General features: G+C 35.4%; 13 protein-coding genes and 1 other annotated feature. All 13 genes read left to right on the top strand.

The genetic code is table 11. From position 1 onward, the window contains the following. Positions 1-80 precede the first annotated feature (80 nt). Positions 81-1,988 (top strand): TRAP transporter permease, encoded by a 1,908-nt coding sequence (locus ACIQYS_RS04995; protein ID WP_402975763.1) that lies wholly within the window; start codon positions 81-83, stop codon positions 1,986-1,988. Positions 1,989-2,082: 94 nt separating this feature from the next. After that, complete coding sequence (locus tag ACIQYS_RS04990; RefSeq protein ID WP_402975761.1) at positions 2,083-4,227, top strand: acetate--CoA ligase family protein; 2,145 nt, start codon at positions 2,083-2,085, stop codon at positions 4,225-4,227. A gap of 19 nt (positions 4,228-4,246) precedes the next feature. Then, complete coding sequence (locus tag ACIQYS_RS04985) at positions 4,247-4,684, top strand: PaaI family thioesterase (protein WP_402975759.1); 438 nt, start codon at positions 4,247-4,249, stop codon at positions 4,682-4,684. A 12-nt stretch (positions 4,685-4,696) separates the two neighbouring features. Further along, entirely contained in the window at positions 4,697-5,869 is a 1,173-nt protein-coding gene (locus ACIQYS_RS04980; RefSeq protein WP_402975757.1) for an acyl-CoA dehydrogenase family protein, read from the top strand. 18 nt (positions 5,870-5,887) lie between these two features. Beyond that, positions 5,888-6,676 carry a citryl-CoA lyase gene (locus ACIQYS_RS04975; protein WP_402975755.1) on the top strand — a complete coding sequence of 263 codons (789 nt, stop codon included), beginning with the start codon at positions 5,888-5,890 and terminating at the stop codon, positions 6,674-6,676. 614 nt (positions 6,677-7,290) lie between these two features. After that, positions 7,291-7,524 (top strand): hypothetical protein, encoded by a 234-nt coding sequence (locus ACIQYS_RS04970; protein ID WP_402975753.1) that lies wholly within the window; start codon positions 7,291-7,293, stop codon positions 7,522-7,524. A gap of 579 nt (positions 7,525-8,103) precedes the next feature. Continuing rightward, positions 8,104-8,357: a binding site (T-box leader), on the top strand. 77 nt (positions 8,358-8,434) lie between these two features. Next, entirely contained in the window at positions 8,435-9,991 is a 1,557-nt protein-coding gene (gene lysS / locus ACIQYS_RS04965; RefSeq protein WP_402975751.1) for a lysine--tRNA ligase, read from the top strand. A 351-nt stretch (positions 9,992-10,342) separates the two neighbouring features. Beyond that, positions 10,343-12,208: a T7SS effector LXG polymorphic toxin gene (locus tag ACIQYS_RS04960; protein ID WP_402975749.1), complete on the top strand. Its 1,866-nt coding sequence runs from the start codon at positions 10,343-10,345 to the stop codon at positions 12,206-12,208. Positions 12,209-12,222: 14 nt separating this feature from the next. Further along, positions 12,223-12,648 (top strand): SMI1/KNR4 family protein, encoded by a 426-nt coding sequence (locus ACIQYS_RS04955; RefSeq protein WP_402975745.1) that lies wholly within the window; start codon positions 12,223-12,225, stop codon positions 12,646-12,648. Positions 12,649-12,999: 351 nt separating this feature from the next. Then, positions 13,000-13,158, top strand: a complete 159-nt coding sequence (locus tag ACIQYS_RS04950; RefSeq protein ID WP_402975743.1) for a hypothetical protein — start codon at positions 13,000-13,002, stop codon at positions 13,156-13,158. Positions 13,159-13,182: 24 nt separating this feature from the next. Continuing rightward, the gene (locus tag ACIQYS_RS04945) at positions 13,183-13,311 is read left to right on the top strand and encodes a hypothetical protein (RefSeq protein WP_402975741.1); all 129 of its coding nucleotides are present in this window, start codon (positions 13,183-13,185) and stop codon (positions 13,309-13,311) included. Between the two features lie 92 nt (positions 13,312-13,403). Continuing rightward, positions 13,404-14,018, top strand: coding sequence for an SMI1/KNR4 family protein (locus ACIQYS_RS04940; protein WP_402975739.1), 615 nt, complete (start codon positions 13,404-13,406; stop codon positions 14,016-14,018). 376 nt (positions 14,019-14,394) lie between these two features. After that, a complete protein-coding gene (locus ACIQYS_RS04935) occupies positions 14,395-15,387 on the top strand; it encodes an LCP family protein (RefSeq protein ID WP_402975737.1) in 993 nt (330 codons plus the stop codon). Positions 15,388-15,423: the final 36 nt, after the last annotated feature.

The raw sequence follows: 15,423 nt of genomic DNA, 5'->3' as shown, positions 1-15,423 counted from the left end.
CTTGTTCAACTTTTATAAATAATACAAGTCATATATTAATTTCATAAAAATATTAATGATTGGAGTGGATGAATTTGGCGATGAGTAGATTAAACTACTTTTGGAGAGTTATTATTGTTATTTTCACAATAATCGGTGTAACGCTTTCCATCAATATGCTATTTTATTTGAATCTATTTGGAATTAGTCCAATGGAAAATTCTTTTCTTTATTACTTATTGGCTTGCTTTATGTCAATTGCCTTTTTACTTTTTCCAGCTAAGAAAAATGATGCTGACAGGCTTCCGTGGTATGACATCCTTTTATTCGGAATTACTGCCGTGATAGCTGGCTATTTCGGAATGCAAGGAGAGAGGATTGTATTAGAAGGCTGGGATTGGATTGCACCATTATTACCTACCATTTTAAGTATATTTTTTTGGGTGCTTGTTCTCGAAGTACTCCGAAGAACTGGGGGGACGGCAATTGCGATTGTTTGTCTAGTGTTCTCACTTTATCCCCTTGTTGCTTCAGATATACCTATATCTCTTTTGCAAGGTCAATCGTATGACTTTCTTGAAACCGCAAGAAATCATATCATGAGTTCCAATGGTGTCCTAGGTATTGCCTTTTCATCAGTAGGAAATTTAATTCTGGGATTTCTTGTTTTTGGAATCGTAATTACTCGTACCGGAGGTGGCGATTTCTTCTTTAATATCGCTCAATCATTGTTTGGAAAAACACGAGGGGGAACAGCGAAGGTTGCTGTTGTAGGCAGTGCATTCTTTGGGATGTTAAGTGGTAGCGCGGTATCGAATGCGGTTACAATCGGGTCAATGACAATTCCTGCAATGAAAAAGTCAGGATACAAACCGCATTATGCTGCGGCGGTCGAGGCAGTTGCATCGACTGGAGGATCAATTACACCACCGATTATGGGATCAGCGGCGTTTATTATGGCCTCCTTTCTTGGACTACCTTATTATCAAATAGCATTAGCGGCTGTCATCCCAGCTGTTTTATACTACGTAGGGTTATATATTCAAATCGATGGACATGCAGCCAAACACAATTTAAAAGGGATGCCGGAATCGGAAATCCCTTCTCTTTGGAAAACATTAAAGAATGGGTGGTATTATTTATTTGCACTCGTCTTATTAATTGCCTTTTTAGGAATTTTGAATTCTGAAGCGCAAGCACCTTATTATGCGAGTGTTGTTTTGGTGCTAATCGCAATAATCAAAAAAGAAAACAGATGGGGTAAAAAACAAATATTTGAAATGTTTGAAGCGATAGGAAAAGTATTATCCGAAATTGTTTGTATTATTGCTGGAGTAGGTTTTATCGTAGGAGCATTATCAGCAACAGGGGTTTCATTTTCATTTTCAAGAGAATTAGTCGCTGCTGCGGGAGACAATACGTTTCTTATTTTAGTTGGCGGAGCACTTACATGCTTTATTTTAGGAATGGGAATGACTGTATCCGCTGTATATGTGTTTTTAGCCATAATAATGGCGCCAGCACTTGTTGCAGTTGGCATTGATCCAATGGCAGCACATTTATTTGTAATCTATTGGGCAACGGTTTCATATATTACGCCACCTGTTGCATTGGCAGCTTTTGCAACCGCAAGTATTGCTGACGCTAGTCCGATGAGGACCGGATTTCAAGCAGTCCAACTAGGTATGGTTAAGTTTATAGTTCCTTTTTATATGGTTTACAAACCGGCAATATTACTTGGACGGGGAGACTCCATATTTGAAACAGTAATTGCTATATTATCCGTGTTATTAGGAGTATTCGTGCTTGCTTCGGCATTAGAAGGATACCTATTAGGTGGGGGGATAATAAATCCCGTTGTACGGCTAACGTTGGGTATTTCCGGAATTGCAATGTTTTTCCCGGGATTAATTATTCACATCATAGCCATTGCTTTAATCATACTTATATTTCTTTACCAAAGACTTGTAGTACAGAAAAAAAATACCCTAGAAATGTCAACCACATAACAAAATGTAAAACTGGAGGTAATACTACCTTTGTGTTTTTTGGTTAATAAACATTAATTTCACAACTACCTTTAAATGAAGGAGAAGGTTATTTATGTATACAAAAAATTTAAAAGAATTCTTTCATCCAGAATCGATTGCAATCATAGGGGCTTCTGAAGATTTGACTTCAATTAGCGGTAAGCCAATGAAAAATCTGATGCGAAGTAATTTCAAAGGGAAAATTTATCCAGTAAATCCAAGATATGATGAAATTGAAGGATTAAAATGTTATGACAGCATATTGGATGTTCCTGGTAAAGTGGACTTAGTACTAATTGCAGTTTCTGCTTCACGACTACTTGCAATAATGAACGAATGTATTGAAAAAGATGTTCGGAATATTTTACTTTTCAGCTCAGGCTTCGCCGAGATAGGGGAAAGTGGAAAAAAAATCCAAGATGAAGTGGCAAAAATTGCGTTAGAAAATAATGTTCGTATTATTGGGCCAAATAGCGTTGGATGTTTAAATGTAAAAGAAGGTATTCCCATGGGATTCGCAACATCTTTAGAGTCCACTAATGGTTTCAAAAGTGGGAATATTGGATTAGTTTCACAAAGCGGAGCGCTTGGCTTTTCTGTATTTGGTATGGCGCAAGAAAGGGATCTTGGATTCTCATATGTTGTAAATACTGGTAATGAAATGGGTATCACTACTTTAGACACAATGGAGTTTATGCTCGAAGATGAGGATACTAAAGTGATTGGTGCTTATATCGAAGGAGTTCCTAACGGCAGGCAGCTTATTGATATAGCTAAACGTGCTAGAGAGTTAAAAAAACCATTAATCATTTTGAAATCTGGAAATTCTGTAATTGGGAGAGAGGCGGCACTTTCTCATACAGCATCTTTAGCGGGCTCCAAAGAAACATTTCAAGTGATTGCTAAACAATACGGCATTATTACTGTAAAAGATATCGATGAAATGATTGATGTCTTGCAAATTTTATCCAGAGGGAAATTGGCGGGAGGAATAAAGCTCGCAGCTATTTCCAACTCTGGGGCAGCAGGAATTGCAATGGCTGACTTCAGTGAAGAATTCGGTCTGATACTTGAACCGTTACAAGGTGAATCAAAAGTAAAAATCGAAGCAACTATTCCTTCATATGGTTCAGCATTGAATCCGATTGATATTACAGCACAAGCATTAAAAGAACAACATATTTTAACCGATACTGTAGAAACGTTAGCGAAGGATAATAATACAGATATAATCATCATCCAGACAACCTTCGGGGGAATTTTAGGTGAAGAGATATGCAGAAAAATTGTTGAAATTGACAAAAGAGAGAAAAAACCAATTATCGTAACAGTGACCGGTACCGAAGAACTTACTGGTAAAGGTAGGAAGGTATTACACCAAAATGGTGTGCCGGTTTATAAAACGACTTACGACACGATGTTGGCAGTTAAACACTTAGCAGATCTTTCTGTATTTTATAACAAAAAGTCCAATTTAAGTAGGCAATCATCGATTCCTAGTCATTTAGTAAAAGCAGAATATAAAACACGCATTTGGACTGAAGATAAGTCAAAAGAACTTCTTAATCAATTGAATATTAATGTTCCTAAAAATACAGTGGTCCGATCAGTCGGAGAGATTGAACGATATGTGGAAAACCTTAAATTTCCTTTAGCAGCAAAGATTATTTCCGAAGATATTTTGCATAAGACAGATGCCGGTGGAGTTAAGTTAGGTATTCAAAATATTGAAGGAGCAAAACAGGCGTTTAATGAAATAATTGAAGCGAGTAAAAATTATAAATCAGATGCACGAATACAAGGCGTGTTACTTGAAGAAATGTTAAATGATAGTGGTGTAGAAATGTTTATTGGAATAAAAAACGATCCACAGTTCGGAAGTTTCATTGTTTGTGGATTGGGAGGAATATTTATTGAAGTATTAAAAGATATTTCGGTACGCCACATCCCTATTGACAAAGAGGGAGCAAACTCAATGATTGAAGAATTGAAAGGGCATCCTATGCTTTTAGGCACTCGTGGTCAAGAGAGGTCAGATATCGAAGCATTTGCTGATACACTGGTTAAAATTTCTGATTTTGTTCATCAGCAAAATGGAACATTAAAAGAGATGGATATTAATCCAATCGTTGTACTGAGTGAGGGAGAAGGAATAGTAGCGCTCGATGGATTACTTGTTTGGGATGTATTAGAATCTGCATACTTGGTGTCAAATTAACAAGGGGTGATGAGATTTCATGAAAACAGAAACAGATTATTTGGAATGGCTCAAAGACCACTTCGAGAGTTCTCCTTATTGGAAAAATCTTGGTATCACATTTCATTCCTTAGCAAAAGGTGAAGTTTGTGTGAAAATGATGGTTACCGAAGAAGTAGTAAATATTAATAATACCTTACATGGTGGAGCGATTGTTTCATTATTAGATGTCGCAATTTCTACTACATTACGCTCTCAACAGCCAAATCTCGTTACGACGGTGTCACTGACGACAAACTTTATTAATCCGGCCGAATTTGGAAAGACAATTTTCGCTACTGCTAATATAGTAGATTCAAAAAATAGAATACAATATGTGGAATCGAAGGCTTTTGATGAAGACGGCATGATTATTGCAAATGCAGTTGGAGTTTTTTCACTTTTAAAAGAAAAAAGTAAATTTGAATTTAATATATAGGGGGAAATAATAATGAACTTTGAATTTTCTGAGGAAACTAATTTAATTATTAAAAATGTACGTGACTTTGTCTACAATGTAGTAGATCCATATGCGAATGAAATTGAGAAAACGGATAAAATACCACAATTTATTGTAGATAAGAGTAGGGAAATGGGGTTATTTGGATTAAGTATTCCAGAAGAATATGGTGGGCTTGGTCTAGATACTGTTGGGAAATTTGCCGTTTTGGAGGAAGTAGGCAAAACTTCGAATGCTTATACGACTCTTATTGGGGGACATACGGGAATTGGTACTGTCGGTATTGTTGAGATGGGAAATGAAGAACAAAAACGAAAGTATTTACCTAAATTAGCTTCAGGCGAACATATTGGTGTGTTCGCTTTAACTGAGCCAAGTGCTGGTTCGGATGCATCGAATATACAAACTACTGCCGTTTTTAAGGGAGACAGATATATTTTAAATGGCTCAAAGCATTATATTACCAACGCAACAATTGCTGATATATTTACAGTTATGGCTGTAACAGATCCAAGTAAGGGTGCGAAAGGGATAACTTCTTTCATCTTAGAAAAAGGTACACCTGGATTCACCGTCGGTAAAAAGGAAGCGAAGATGGGCTTACACGGTGTACAATCAGTGGAATTATTTTTTGAAAATTGTGAAATACCTATTGAAAATGTTTTAGGTGAAGTAGGGCAAGGATATGTAAATGCATTAAAAATCCTTGCTAATGGTAGAGCAGGACTTGCTGCACGTAATCTAGGTTCCTGTGTAAAATTACTAGAACTATCGTTAGATTTTGCTATGGAACGAGTGCAATTCGGAAAACCTATCTTTGAACAGCAAATTATTCAACATTATTTAGCTGAAATGGACTTAGAAATTGAAACTCTACGGAGTATGACTTATCGAGTTGCTTGGATGGTCGATCAAGGAATGAATGTTATCCGAGAAGCTTCAATGGCTAAATTATATGGTTCCGAAGTATATGGTCGCATCGCGGATAAAGCGGTTCAAATACATGGAGGTCTTGGTTACATGCAAGATTATCCAATTGAGCGCTTTTACAGGGATGCACGAATTACGAGAATTTATGAAGGAACTTCTGAAATTCAAAAGAATATTATTGCCAATCAATTAAGAAAAAAATTCAATGCTAAAAGAACAACTGTAACAGTTTAATGAAAAGGAGGAAGAAAAATGAAATTTGAAACTAAAGTAGGGATTTCAGAAACTGATAAAATTTTTGTACATGGATACAATCTAGTAGACGATTTGATAGGGAATATAACGCTTGCAGATATGGCATTCTTAGGTGCCAAACATAAAAAGCCAACAGAAGGCGAATCAAGAATGTTGAATGCAGTAATGGTTGCAATTTGTGAACATGGTTTCACTCCCAGTTCCATCTCTACAAGACTTACCTATTTAGGAGCTCCAGAAGCAGTTCAAGCAGCTGTAGCGGCGGGGTTATTAGGTGCAGGATCGGTATATCTAGGTGCCATGGAACAAGTGGCAGAAATGTTGGAGGATGGATTCAAGAAACACGGGGCTGATAAGAGTGCTGCGGAACTAGCTACACTAATATTAGATGATTTAGAGCTACAAGGGAAACAACTACCAGGATTTGGTCATCCAATCCATAGACCTGTTGATCCAAGAACCGTGAAGTTATTTGAAATCGCGAAAGAACTTGGTTTCTATAAGAAGAACTCCGAAACTATAAATGAAATTAGTCGCCAATTTAATGAACGAAAAGGGAAGCCAATTACCTTAAATGCCGTTGGAGCAATTGGTGCAATATTGGCAGATATGGATTTTGATTATCGAGTAATGAAATCTTTCGCCGTTGCGGCAAGAGCTGTTGGTCTCGTTGCCCATATTGTAGAAGAAATTGAGTCTGGTAGAAAAGAAGGTGTTGGTCAGAAGTTATTTGATTTCATAGAAGAAAACACGGAATATATCGCTAAGCCTGTAATCAAAGTCTAATATATATTTTTAGAACGGGTCTTTTTCTGTCCAATAACATTAAAGTTGGTAACTTTATATTAAAGTGGGTTACTGATATTTATAAGAAATCTTATAGAATTCAAAGTATAGTTTGAATTTAATAAAGATGGTTAAAATCACCACTCTAGTTTTTGTGAGAGGTGATTTTTTTATTGGATATTTATGTTAAAATAACTATGGATTGTGAAGGATTGGACTTAAGCTATTAGGCAGTTTAGTTGAACAAGGATATTGTAATTTATAACAACTAACATTTTAATATTTTGGGGGTTTATATAAGATGAATCAAGTATTAGCAAAAAAAATATTTATTTTGTATTCGCAATATTAATCTTTATAGCACTATGGAAATTTATGGGGGTATTTTGGAATGCTTTTGTGCCTTGGAATGTTAAAACTGACCTATTAGGAATTTTTGTTGTAACTCCAATTCTAATAGCTGTTTCATTTGTTTTGTCGAGTTTGTCTTTTAAAGTCATAAGAAATTCTAAATAACATTAGGATTTTAAAAGTCCTTATTGCGGTAACAGGTGCGCTTCTAAAAAGCCAAGGCACTATTTAGTAAAAATTATTATTCAAAAGGGGATATTACAATGGGGAAACGGAAATTATCGATTACAGTGTTCTTATTAAGTTTTTTTTCATTACTTATCTCGCTTAAATTATTTTGGAATTTAGGGATTTTTGTTGATGAGTATGGTTTAAGCCCTGATATTGTTAACGGCGGAGACATTTGGCTTACAATGGATTGGTTAAGATTATTATTACTGTTGTTGCTTTGTGTTGTGTCTGGTATCAGTATTTTTAGTGCTAAACAAAATAAGTGAACAAAAAGCTAATAAACTTTGTGAAAAATTATACTTAAACTCCCATGATAAATAATTTCTTCAAGAAAAGAAAAATGACAATGCTAAAGAAGACCCCTGCAATCGTTAAAAAAGAGGAGAGCGGACATTAATAAGTCTATGGAGGTTCTTCAAGTATCGCAATTTTGTAAAAACCTTAAAGTACGATTAGATTGGTTACCAACTATAATGTAAATTAAAGTTTTTTGGAACATTTGTGTTTCGTTGCTGCTATTGAAATTCCTTAGAAGCTATCTTTATGTATGTAATAATAACCTAGGCTGAATTAATTTCATAATATGTACTTTAAAAAAATTACAAGCTAATTAAATGGTGGTGCCGACAAGTCTAGTACTTACGCCCCCTTACCTGGTCGAGGTTGCGTTGAAAAGGCATGCTTCCTTCTTAATCGGATGTATTACTTTCACAGTTTCGTTTGAGGATTTCTTCATTCATGGATAGCCCTATTTTAGTAAGGCGATCAACAATGAATAATTTGACTTTTCGAAAAAAAATAACTTGAAAGGTTAAATTTAATTTGCTATTATCAGTAACAATAACTTATTAGCGATGAAGAGACGATTAGATAAGATGCAGCATTACAGAGACCCTTGGTTGGTGAAAAGAGGGATGGGAATTCTTATTGAAAAAAAACTCCGAGCTTCGTACGGATCTAAGCTAGTCTTAGGGATGCTACGACGGTTTCCCCCGTTATAGGGATAAGGTATCGCATTATGGCCGTACCTGATAAGGCTTATTGAGTGATCAATAAGTAAACTGAGGTGGTACCGCGGATTCAAACTCTCGCCCTCAAGATGAAAATCTTGGGAGGTGGGAGTTTTTTTATTTATTTAAACTAGTGGAATGAAAAATAAAAAAAGAGGTGGAGTAAATGCACTGGGCATATCAAGTAGCGGAAAGATTAATTGAACAACATCCTACGAAAGAGGTGTTTACTTGTGCCTCTGGAATTAGCCCTTCAGGCTCTGTTCATATCGGCAATTTTCGTGAGGTCGTAACAACTTTTTTTGTAGTGAAAGCATTAGAAAGCTTAGGTAAAAAAACGAGGTTTATTTTTTCTTGGGATGACTTTGATAGACTGAGAAAGGTCCCCCAAAATGTACCATCATTTTATGAAAAATTTGTTGGTATGCCATATTCGGATGTCCCCAATCCTTTTGGCGATGGAAGTTACGCTAACTATTTTGAAAAGGAGTTTGAACAATCCTTACAAGCGTTTGGCATCCAACCCGACTTTATATATCAAAGTGCGGAATATCAATCTGGACGATATTCGCCCCATATATGGACTGCATTGAAAAAAAGAAAAGAGATATACGAGATACTCATGCGTTTTAAGTCCAGTGCCTTTTCTTCTGAACAATGTGATGCATTTTATCCTATTACCTTATATTGTGATGGGTGTAACAAGGATACGACCACAATAAATTCTTTTAACGAAGAACTTGGAGAAATTGAATACGAGTGCACTTGTGGTAATAAAGGAATGCAAACACTAGGTGATAAAAACAGGATAAAACTAAATTGGAAAGTAGATTGGGCGATGCGCTGGATGATGGAGGATGTAGTATTTGAACCAGGGGGAAGAGATCACTCATCTGCAACTGGTAGTTATAATGTGTCCAAAGCAATTGCCAAAGAAATTTTTAATTATGAGGCGCCTGATTATACCGCGTATGAATTTATCGGACTAAAAGGGACAAATCAAAAAATGTCTAGCTCCTCTGGAAACGTACTTACACCAAATGATCTTTTACTAGTCTATACTCCGGAACTCATTCTTTTTATGTTTGCCAAATACAAACCGAATGCTTCCTTTCATATCGGACTTGATGAGGATGTACTGCGCAATTACACAGAGTATGACCGCTACTTGGCCTCTTATGCAAAGGGATTGATAAAAGAAGAAGATATTCTACTTACATTGGAGTTGGCTTGTGCCGGTAGAATAGACAGACACCCTAGCTTTAACCAAGTTGCTAGTATTTTCTCACTAATAGGTTTTAATGATGAGTTATTACAAACTACGTTAAGTCGAACGGGAGTAGAATATACAATAGAAGAGATTTATCCGATCAGCGACAGGGTAGCTCATTGGATAAAATATTGGAATCCTCATCGTTCGGTTAGTATTAGTCAGGATAATAATATCTTGTATTACAATAGTTTAACGATTGAACAACGAATAAAAGTGAACCAACTAACAGAGTTACTCAAAAATGAGACTTCCTTAATGGGGGATTCCTTAATGAATCGAATTTATGCCATTTGCGACGAAGGTGATAAAAAGAGAATGCGTGAAAGCCAGAAAGACTTATTTAATAATGTCTATCAGTTAGTTATGAATCAGAGTAGTGGACCCCGATTACCTTTGCTCATAAGTGCAGTTGGTCGGGAGAAAATGATTAAGTTACTTACATTTTCCTGAGTTCCTGTGTCTAATATATTCCATTCATCCAAACAATCGTGAAAGCTTAAAATTTCACGGTTGTTTCTGATAATTAAGTCTCGTGTTGTATCGTATCTAAATAACCACTATTTTCCTTGGGTGGTGGTAGAAGAGTCATGAACCAAATTCTTCTATTTAATTCTTAAGCATTGTTTTTGTGAAAATTGCAACTTCTCTCTTTACCTTCCATTCTAAAAGTGGAATATTATAACTATTGATAGGTTACTAGAGGAGGAGAAGCATGTTCACGTGTGGGGCATTACTGTATAATGAGGAAAATCGGTATCATTCAAAAGTGATTGTTTCTAAACTCTTGATGAGGCATTACCTATGAAAGTATTAGATGTAGATTTATTTCAAGATGGGATACAGCGCAATATTGCGATGCTTGACAGGTTAAGAAGTGAAACAGACACAATCTATCAGGCAGTGTTAGGACTAGTGGAGATGGAGGAGCAATTGAAAGGAGCAGGGGGTAATGCCATTCGCTCCTTTTATAGAGAATGTCATATGCCGTTTCTTCAATTTTTCCGAATGTTTTCTCAAAGCTTTAAAAAAGTGCTGGAACAGATGGAGGCAGCTCTTCACTCGTTCGAACCAGATTCGGCAGGCTACATACTAGAACGATTCCTAGAAGGCGAACTGGAAGAAGGACTTATGCAGATTAGTCAGTTGACTGCCAGTTTGACGGACGAGACAAACAGTATCACGGATCGGGTAAGCGATATTGTCAGCCTACCTCATCTGGATGATAGTGGCGTGCAGGAGGGAGTCATCCAATCAAAGAAGAAGCGTACCGACACAGTCACGGGACTTAATGTATTCGATGCGAGCCAAACATTCGCATTAAATTTCATTGAACAAGATCTACAAGCGATGGACATGTGGCTGGCGGATATGGAAGGACTGTTCAAAGCAGGGGTAAAGGACATCACCTTCGTACAAAGCCAATGGGATGTGCTTACATTAAGAAGTCATATTAGAACGGAGCTGTTTCCAAAGGTATACTTAAATCCTGGTGTCTTATGGGTGGAAAAACAGGAACAGCTGATTGGTACGATGATTACTGCAGCTACTTTTCAATCCCTTGAAGGGAAAAAAGTGAACACTGTCGAAGAACACGTAGAGGAAAATGTAAAATACCATCAGTATGAAAATGGATTGCTGATAAAAGAGTATATTGTTGGCCAAACAGTTTTTTATGAAGTTGTTTCTAAAGTGGAATATAAACAAGAGATTGTTCAAACAGAGATACCGAAGGAAAATGTAGGACTAGATATTTTTCAGACCGTATTAGATGTAGCCGGGCTTATCCCAGGAGTTGGAGAAATAGCAGATGGTTTAAACGGAGTTATTTATTCGTTTAGAGGAGATAAAACGAATGCGGCACTTTCATTTGGAGCAATGATTCCCTTTGTAGGCTGGGCGAGTACGGGTGGAAAATTCGCAAAAAAGGGCAACGATTTATATCAAGCAAGAAATGTCGTGAATACGGAGAAAATGGCATCCGTCTATTCTCCAATTTATCAAGACGTCGTGAACAGCCCACTTGGTAAAACACAAAATCATCTGAATATATTATCCAATACTCGTTATCAATTAGGTATGCCTGATGCCTTTACATTTAATATGCCACCAGTAAAAACGGAGATTCCTACGACGATCAAAAGTGGAGATGTTAAGACTGACACAATAAATGTGGATGTTGGAGCGAAGGGTATAGGTAAAAGTACCCCAGTTGGAAATGTGAGACTTAAATCCACAAAATTATCTTCCGAAAAAATCGAACTAGATTGGTTACCTGATCAATATACTCCTATAGAAGTAAATGGATCAGTTAAAGTAGCCGGAAAAGAAGTAGATGTTTCAAGAAGAGTGTACCAAATTGAGATTGATAAAACTTACCTACCAAAAGATGCGAGCGCAGGTGGGTTGACAAACATGGAATTGATGGCAAAAGGTAAATCTCCCTATGTGGTAAAGAATGGGGTAGATAGTAAAGTTGAGCTACATCATTTAATTCAGAAAGAGCCTGGAGGAATGGTTGAGATTGCAGAATCAACCCATGATAAATATAGCACTACATTACATGGTTTGGTTGAAGATGGAAATAGTTTCAGAAATAATCCAGAGCTGGAAAAACAGTATAATAATTTTAGAAATAACTATTGGAAAATGCGTGCGAACGAACAGTAGAAAAGAGGTTAATTATGGACAAAAAAATACTTAAAATGATTGAAGATTATAGTGAAGAGAAGGATTTTTTTGGTGCGACTTCAGAGAAACATATTTGTAATGCTGAAGAAAACCTTGGGTTAAAGTTTCCACAAAGCTATCGTGATTTCGTAAAAAACTATGGCTCTGGAGGGATATGTGGAGTTGAAATTGAAGGTGTTCAAGGCGAATTAGGAGCATCTGTAGTGAAGTCAACTAAAAGATGGCGACAATTAGGTTTAGATATAAACCTAATTGTTATCGAGGATTCAGGGGAATTTGTTAGATGTATGTATTCGGCTGATGTTAATGATGAAAGAGTATTTAGTTGGATTAGAGGTGGGAAAGAACTATCTCCCCGATACAATACATTTGATGATTATGTAATAGATATGTTTCAAGAAGGAATTGATAACCTGTAAGGAATTAATTGGCCTATCGTTACTTAACATAAAGGTGTTTTCAAAAAGGTTTTGGCTAACGTATTAATCTCATTATTCAATAAAATCAATAAAGTATTTTAGTGTAAAAGAAAGTATCGAATTTACTAGTTATTTAATAAAATTTGTTTTAGATAATGGATACTTCGTTAAAATTTTTAGTTTAAAAACTATTTAATTTAACCTTGAATGGCTAATAGCTTATTCAAGGTTTTTTAGGATTAATTAATAGGATAGAAGAACGAAAGATAAAAAAATAAGGAAATGATGTCAACAACAAAAGGAGATGCGTAAGATTTATTGAAAGGTGCATGAGCTAACAAAGGGCAACATATGAGATCAGTAAATTGGTGCCCTGGCTCAGGTAGAACAACGGATATAAATGATCATTTAGATGTTCGTTTTGGAAACTACCAAAATCCAACTAATGGTTATTACGATCCGAATACAGGTGTAATGATTGAATTTGGTGATAAGGTACCATGGAAGTAAAAAAATGCTTTAGGAGGAATGAAAATGGCATTTGGTGAAAATAAAGATTTTAAGCTTTTTAAGTATGTGAATAATGTACATTCACTAAATCCTGTAGAAATTGAGATACAAAAGATGACAGATGAATTTAATAGGATAAATAAAAAGGAGTGATTTCGGGTGGATAAATTATCTTTTTTAAAGCAGTACAGAAAAGTATAGAGTTTGTATCTCACAAAGACTTGCTTAATATTGAAAAAGAAAATATGCCTGAAAAATGGATAGAAATATTTGAAGAAACAGATAAAATTAGAAAGAAAGACAAATTAATAGCGTTATGGAAAAATGTGTGTGAAAAAGAATTGAGTAATACTATATCATACTTGAAAGAGAATTTATTAGAAATTGAACTTATTATAGATAATGGACAATATGCAGTATTATACAGCGTAAAAAGTGAAAATGAAGAGATTCTCTACTACGAAGGTGGTATACCGAACAATTCTCTTTATACTTCAGAAATGCAAGAAAATTGGTCTAATGTACCAAAATCTATTAAGGAGTTCTATGAAAAGTTACACAATGGGTTTTATTATTTGCCAAGTAGAGCTATGGGGCTTGTACCAGTGGAACGCACTACTCATTTTGAAGATTATGAATGGGGAATACTTGAAGAATTAGATGAACCATTAGGGATTAATATGGCTACAACATATGGTTTTTTTGAAAATGGCATGGGGGGATATGTTGCTATTGATTTAAACAGCTGTATCGATGATGTAGCGACATTATGGTTTACCAATGATAAGCCAGAATATAATGTGAATTTTTGGGATATTGTAGATGAATGGATTGTAATAGGGCTTCAAGATAATAAATAAATAATTTGGAAACAGCACTACTTTGTTAGTCTAACACTCATAAAGTAATCTTACTCTAGTTAGTCAAGTTTAATAACTTATGAAGATTGTAACACATAAGAAATTTAACATAGAGAAAGAAGAAAAAGGTCAGAAGAACGACAAAAACTAAGAGAAATAGTTATAAGGAATCTATGTTTATCAACTTCTGAATATTATTACGGTTAAATTATTCGATTTTTGACAATCAGAAATAAACTTGTTCCAATTGTTTTTCAAAGGTTAAATGCCTAGCAGTTATCTTGTGTCAAATCTAGGGAACAATCACTCATATACATATCAATCAATTTTCAGTATAATTAGTAAAATTATATTTTAAAAGCAAAGAGGGAAAGATATGACTATTTCTCGTCGAACAAAGCGAAAATTAACGAAAAAAAGAAAAATTTTGAATACAGTGCTTGTCCTATCTATGTTTTTAATATCCGCTGTTATCGTTTTTGCAACCAATTTGACGCTAGAAGCGAGACACGCTGCTTCCAAAATGTATGTGCCTTTGGACGGGGATATTAAAGATTCGATAAATATTGAAAATATAAAAGATATGGATTCTGCGTTCACCATATTATTGGCAGGTATTGAACGTAAAGAAGGAGAAAAAAACGGGCGTTCCGATATGCTACTTGTAACAACGGTTAACCCCCAAACTCAAAAAATATCGATGGTCAGTATCCCGCGTGACACAATGGTTGATATAGAGGAAATTGGAATGAAAGATAAAATAAATCATGCATATGCGCATGGGGGGATAAATTATACAATTAATACATTAGAAAATCTATTAGAAATTCCAATTGATTATTATGTTTCCACTGATTTTCAAGGGTTTGAAGATATTGTGGATACAGTTGGCGGTGTTAACGTAGATGTACCATTCACAGTCGATATCCAACTTGCTGATACTTTAAAATGGAAGACATATACAAAAGGCCCAATGCTGTTGCAAGGCAATGAAGCACTTGCATATGTTCGAATGCGAAAAAAAGATATAGAGGGAGATAGGGGACGTAATACCCGTCAAAAACAAGTAATCCAAGATATTATTAATAAAGCCACAAGTTTGAGTAATATAACCAAAATGGACGATATGATAAAAGACGTTGGAGAGAACGTTCAAACAAATATTCCCCCATCAAAATATTTTGAGCTAATGAAAATGTATCAAAAGATTAAAACAAACCCAATTGAACAATTACAATTAGTTGGTGAAGATAAGAAGATGTATAGTGAGATTGAAAAGAAAGATATATGGTATTTCTTTCCGACCGAAGACTCTTTGAAAGAATTAAAAGAAAATTTAAAACTTAATCTAGAAAATACGAACGAGTGATATAAAGCCTTATAATATGCTCGTATTCTTCCACTA

It is taken from the genome of Psychrobacillus sp. NPDC096426, from assembly GCF_044762745.1.
Classification (GTDB): Bacteria; Bacillota; Bacilli; order Bacillales_A; family Planococcaceae; genus Psychrobacillus.
The sequence above is the reverse complement of the archived record's forward strand: the minus strand, read 5'-3'. Positions and strand labels throughout refer to the sequence as shown.

What these genes read in the sequence shown, in the direction of transcription:
- ACIQYS_RS04935 (WP_402975737.1), top strand. Translation starts at nt 14,395, where the DNA reads ATGACTATTTCTCGTCGAACAAAGCGAAAATTAACGAAAAAAAGAAAA.
- ACIQYS_RS04995 (WP_402975763.1), top strand. Translation starts at nt 81, where the DNA reads ATGAGTAGATTAAACTACTTTTGGAGAGTTATTATTGTTATTTTCACA.
- ACIQYS_RS04970 (WP_402975753.1), top strand. Translation starts at nt 7,291, where the DNA reads ATGGGGAAACGGAAATTATCGATTACAGTGTTCTTATTAAGTTTTTTT.
- ACIQYS_RS04985 (WP_402975759.1), top strand. Translation starts at nt 4,247, where the DNA reads ATGAAAACAGAAACAGATTATTTGGAATGGCTCAAAGACCACTTCGAG.
- ACIQYS_RS04940 (WP_402975739.1), top strand. Translation starts at nt 13,404, where the DNA reads ATGCCTGAAAAATGGATAGAAATATTTGAAGAAACAGATAAAATTAGA.
- ACIQYS_RS04945 (WP_402975741.1), top strand. Translation starts at nt 13,183, where the DNA reads ATGGCATTTGGTGAAAATAAAGATTTTAAGCTTTTTAAGTATGTGAAT.
- ACIQYS_RS04955 (WP_402975745.1), top strand. Translation starts at nt 12,223, where the DNA reads ATGGACAAAAAAATACTTAAAATGATTGAAGATTATAGTGAAGAGAAG.
- ACIQYS_RS04950 (WP_402975743.1), top strand. Translation starts at nt 13,000, where the DNA reads ATGAGATCAGTAAATTGGTGCCCTGGCTCAGGTAGAACAACGGATATA.
- ACIQYS_RS04980 (WP_402975757.1), top strand. Translation starts at nt 4,697, where the DNA reads ATGAACTTTGAATTTTCTGAGGAAACTAATTTAATTATTAAAAATGTA.
- ACIQYS_RS04960 (WP_402975749.1), top strand. Translation starts at nt 10,343, where the DNA reads ATGAAAGTATTAGATGTAGATTTATTTCAAGATGGGATACAGCGCAAT.
- ACIQYS_RS04975 (WP_402975755.1), top strand. Translation starts at nt 5,888, where the DNA reads ATGAAATTTGAAACTAAAGTAGGGATTTCAGAAACTGATAAAATTTTT.
- ACIQYS_RS04990 (WP_402975761.1), top strand. Translation starts at nt 2,083, where the DNA reads ATGTATACAAAAAATTTAAAAGAATTCTTTCATCCAGAATCGATTGCA.
- lysS (WP_402975751.1), top strand. Translation starts at nt 8,435, where the DNA reads ATGCACTGGGCATATCAAGTAGCGGAAAGATTAATTGAACAACATCCT.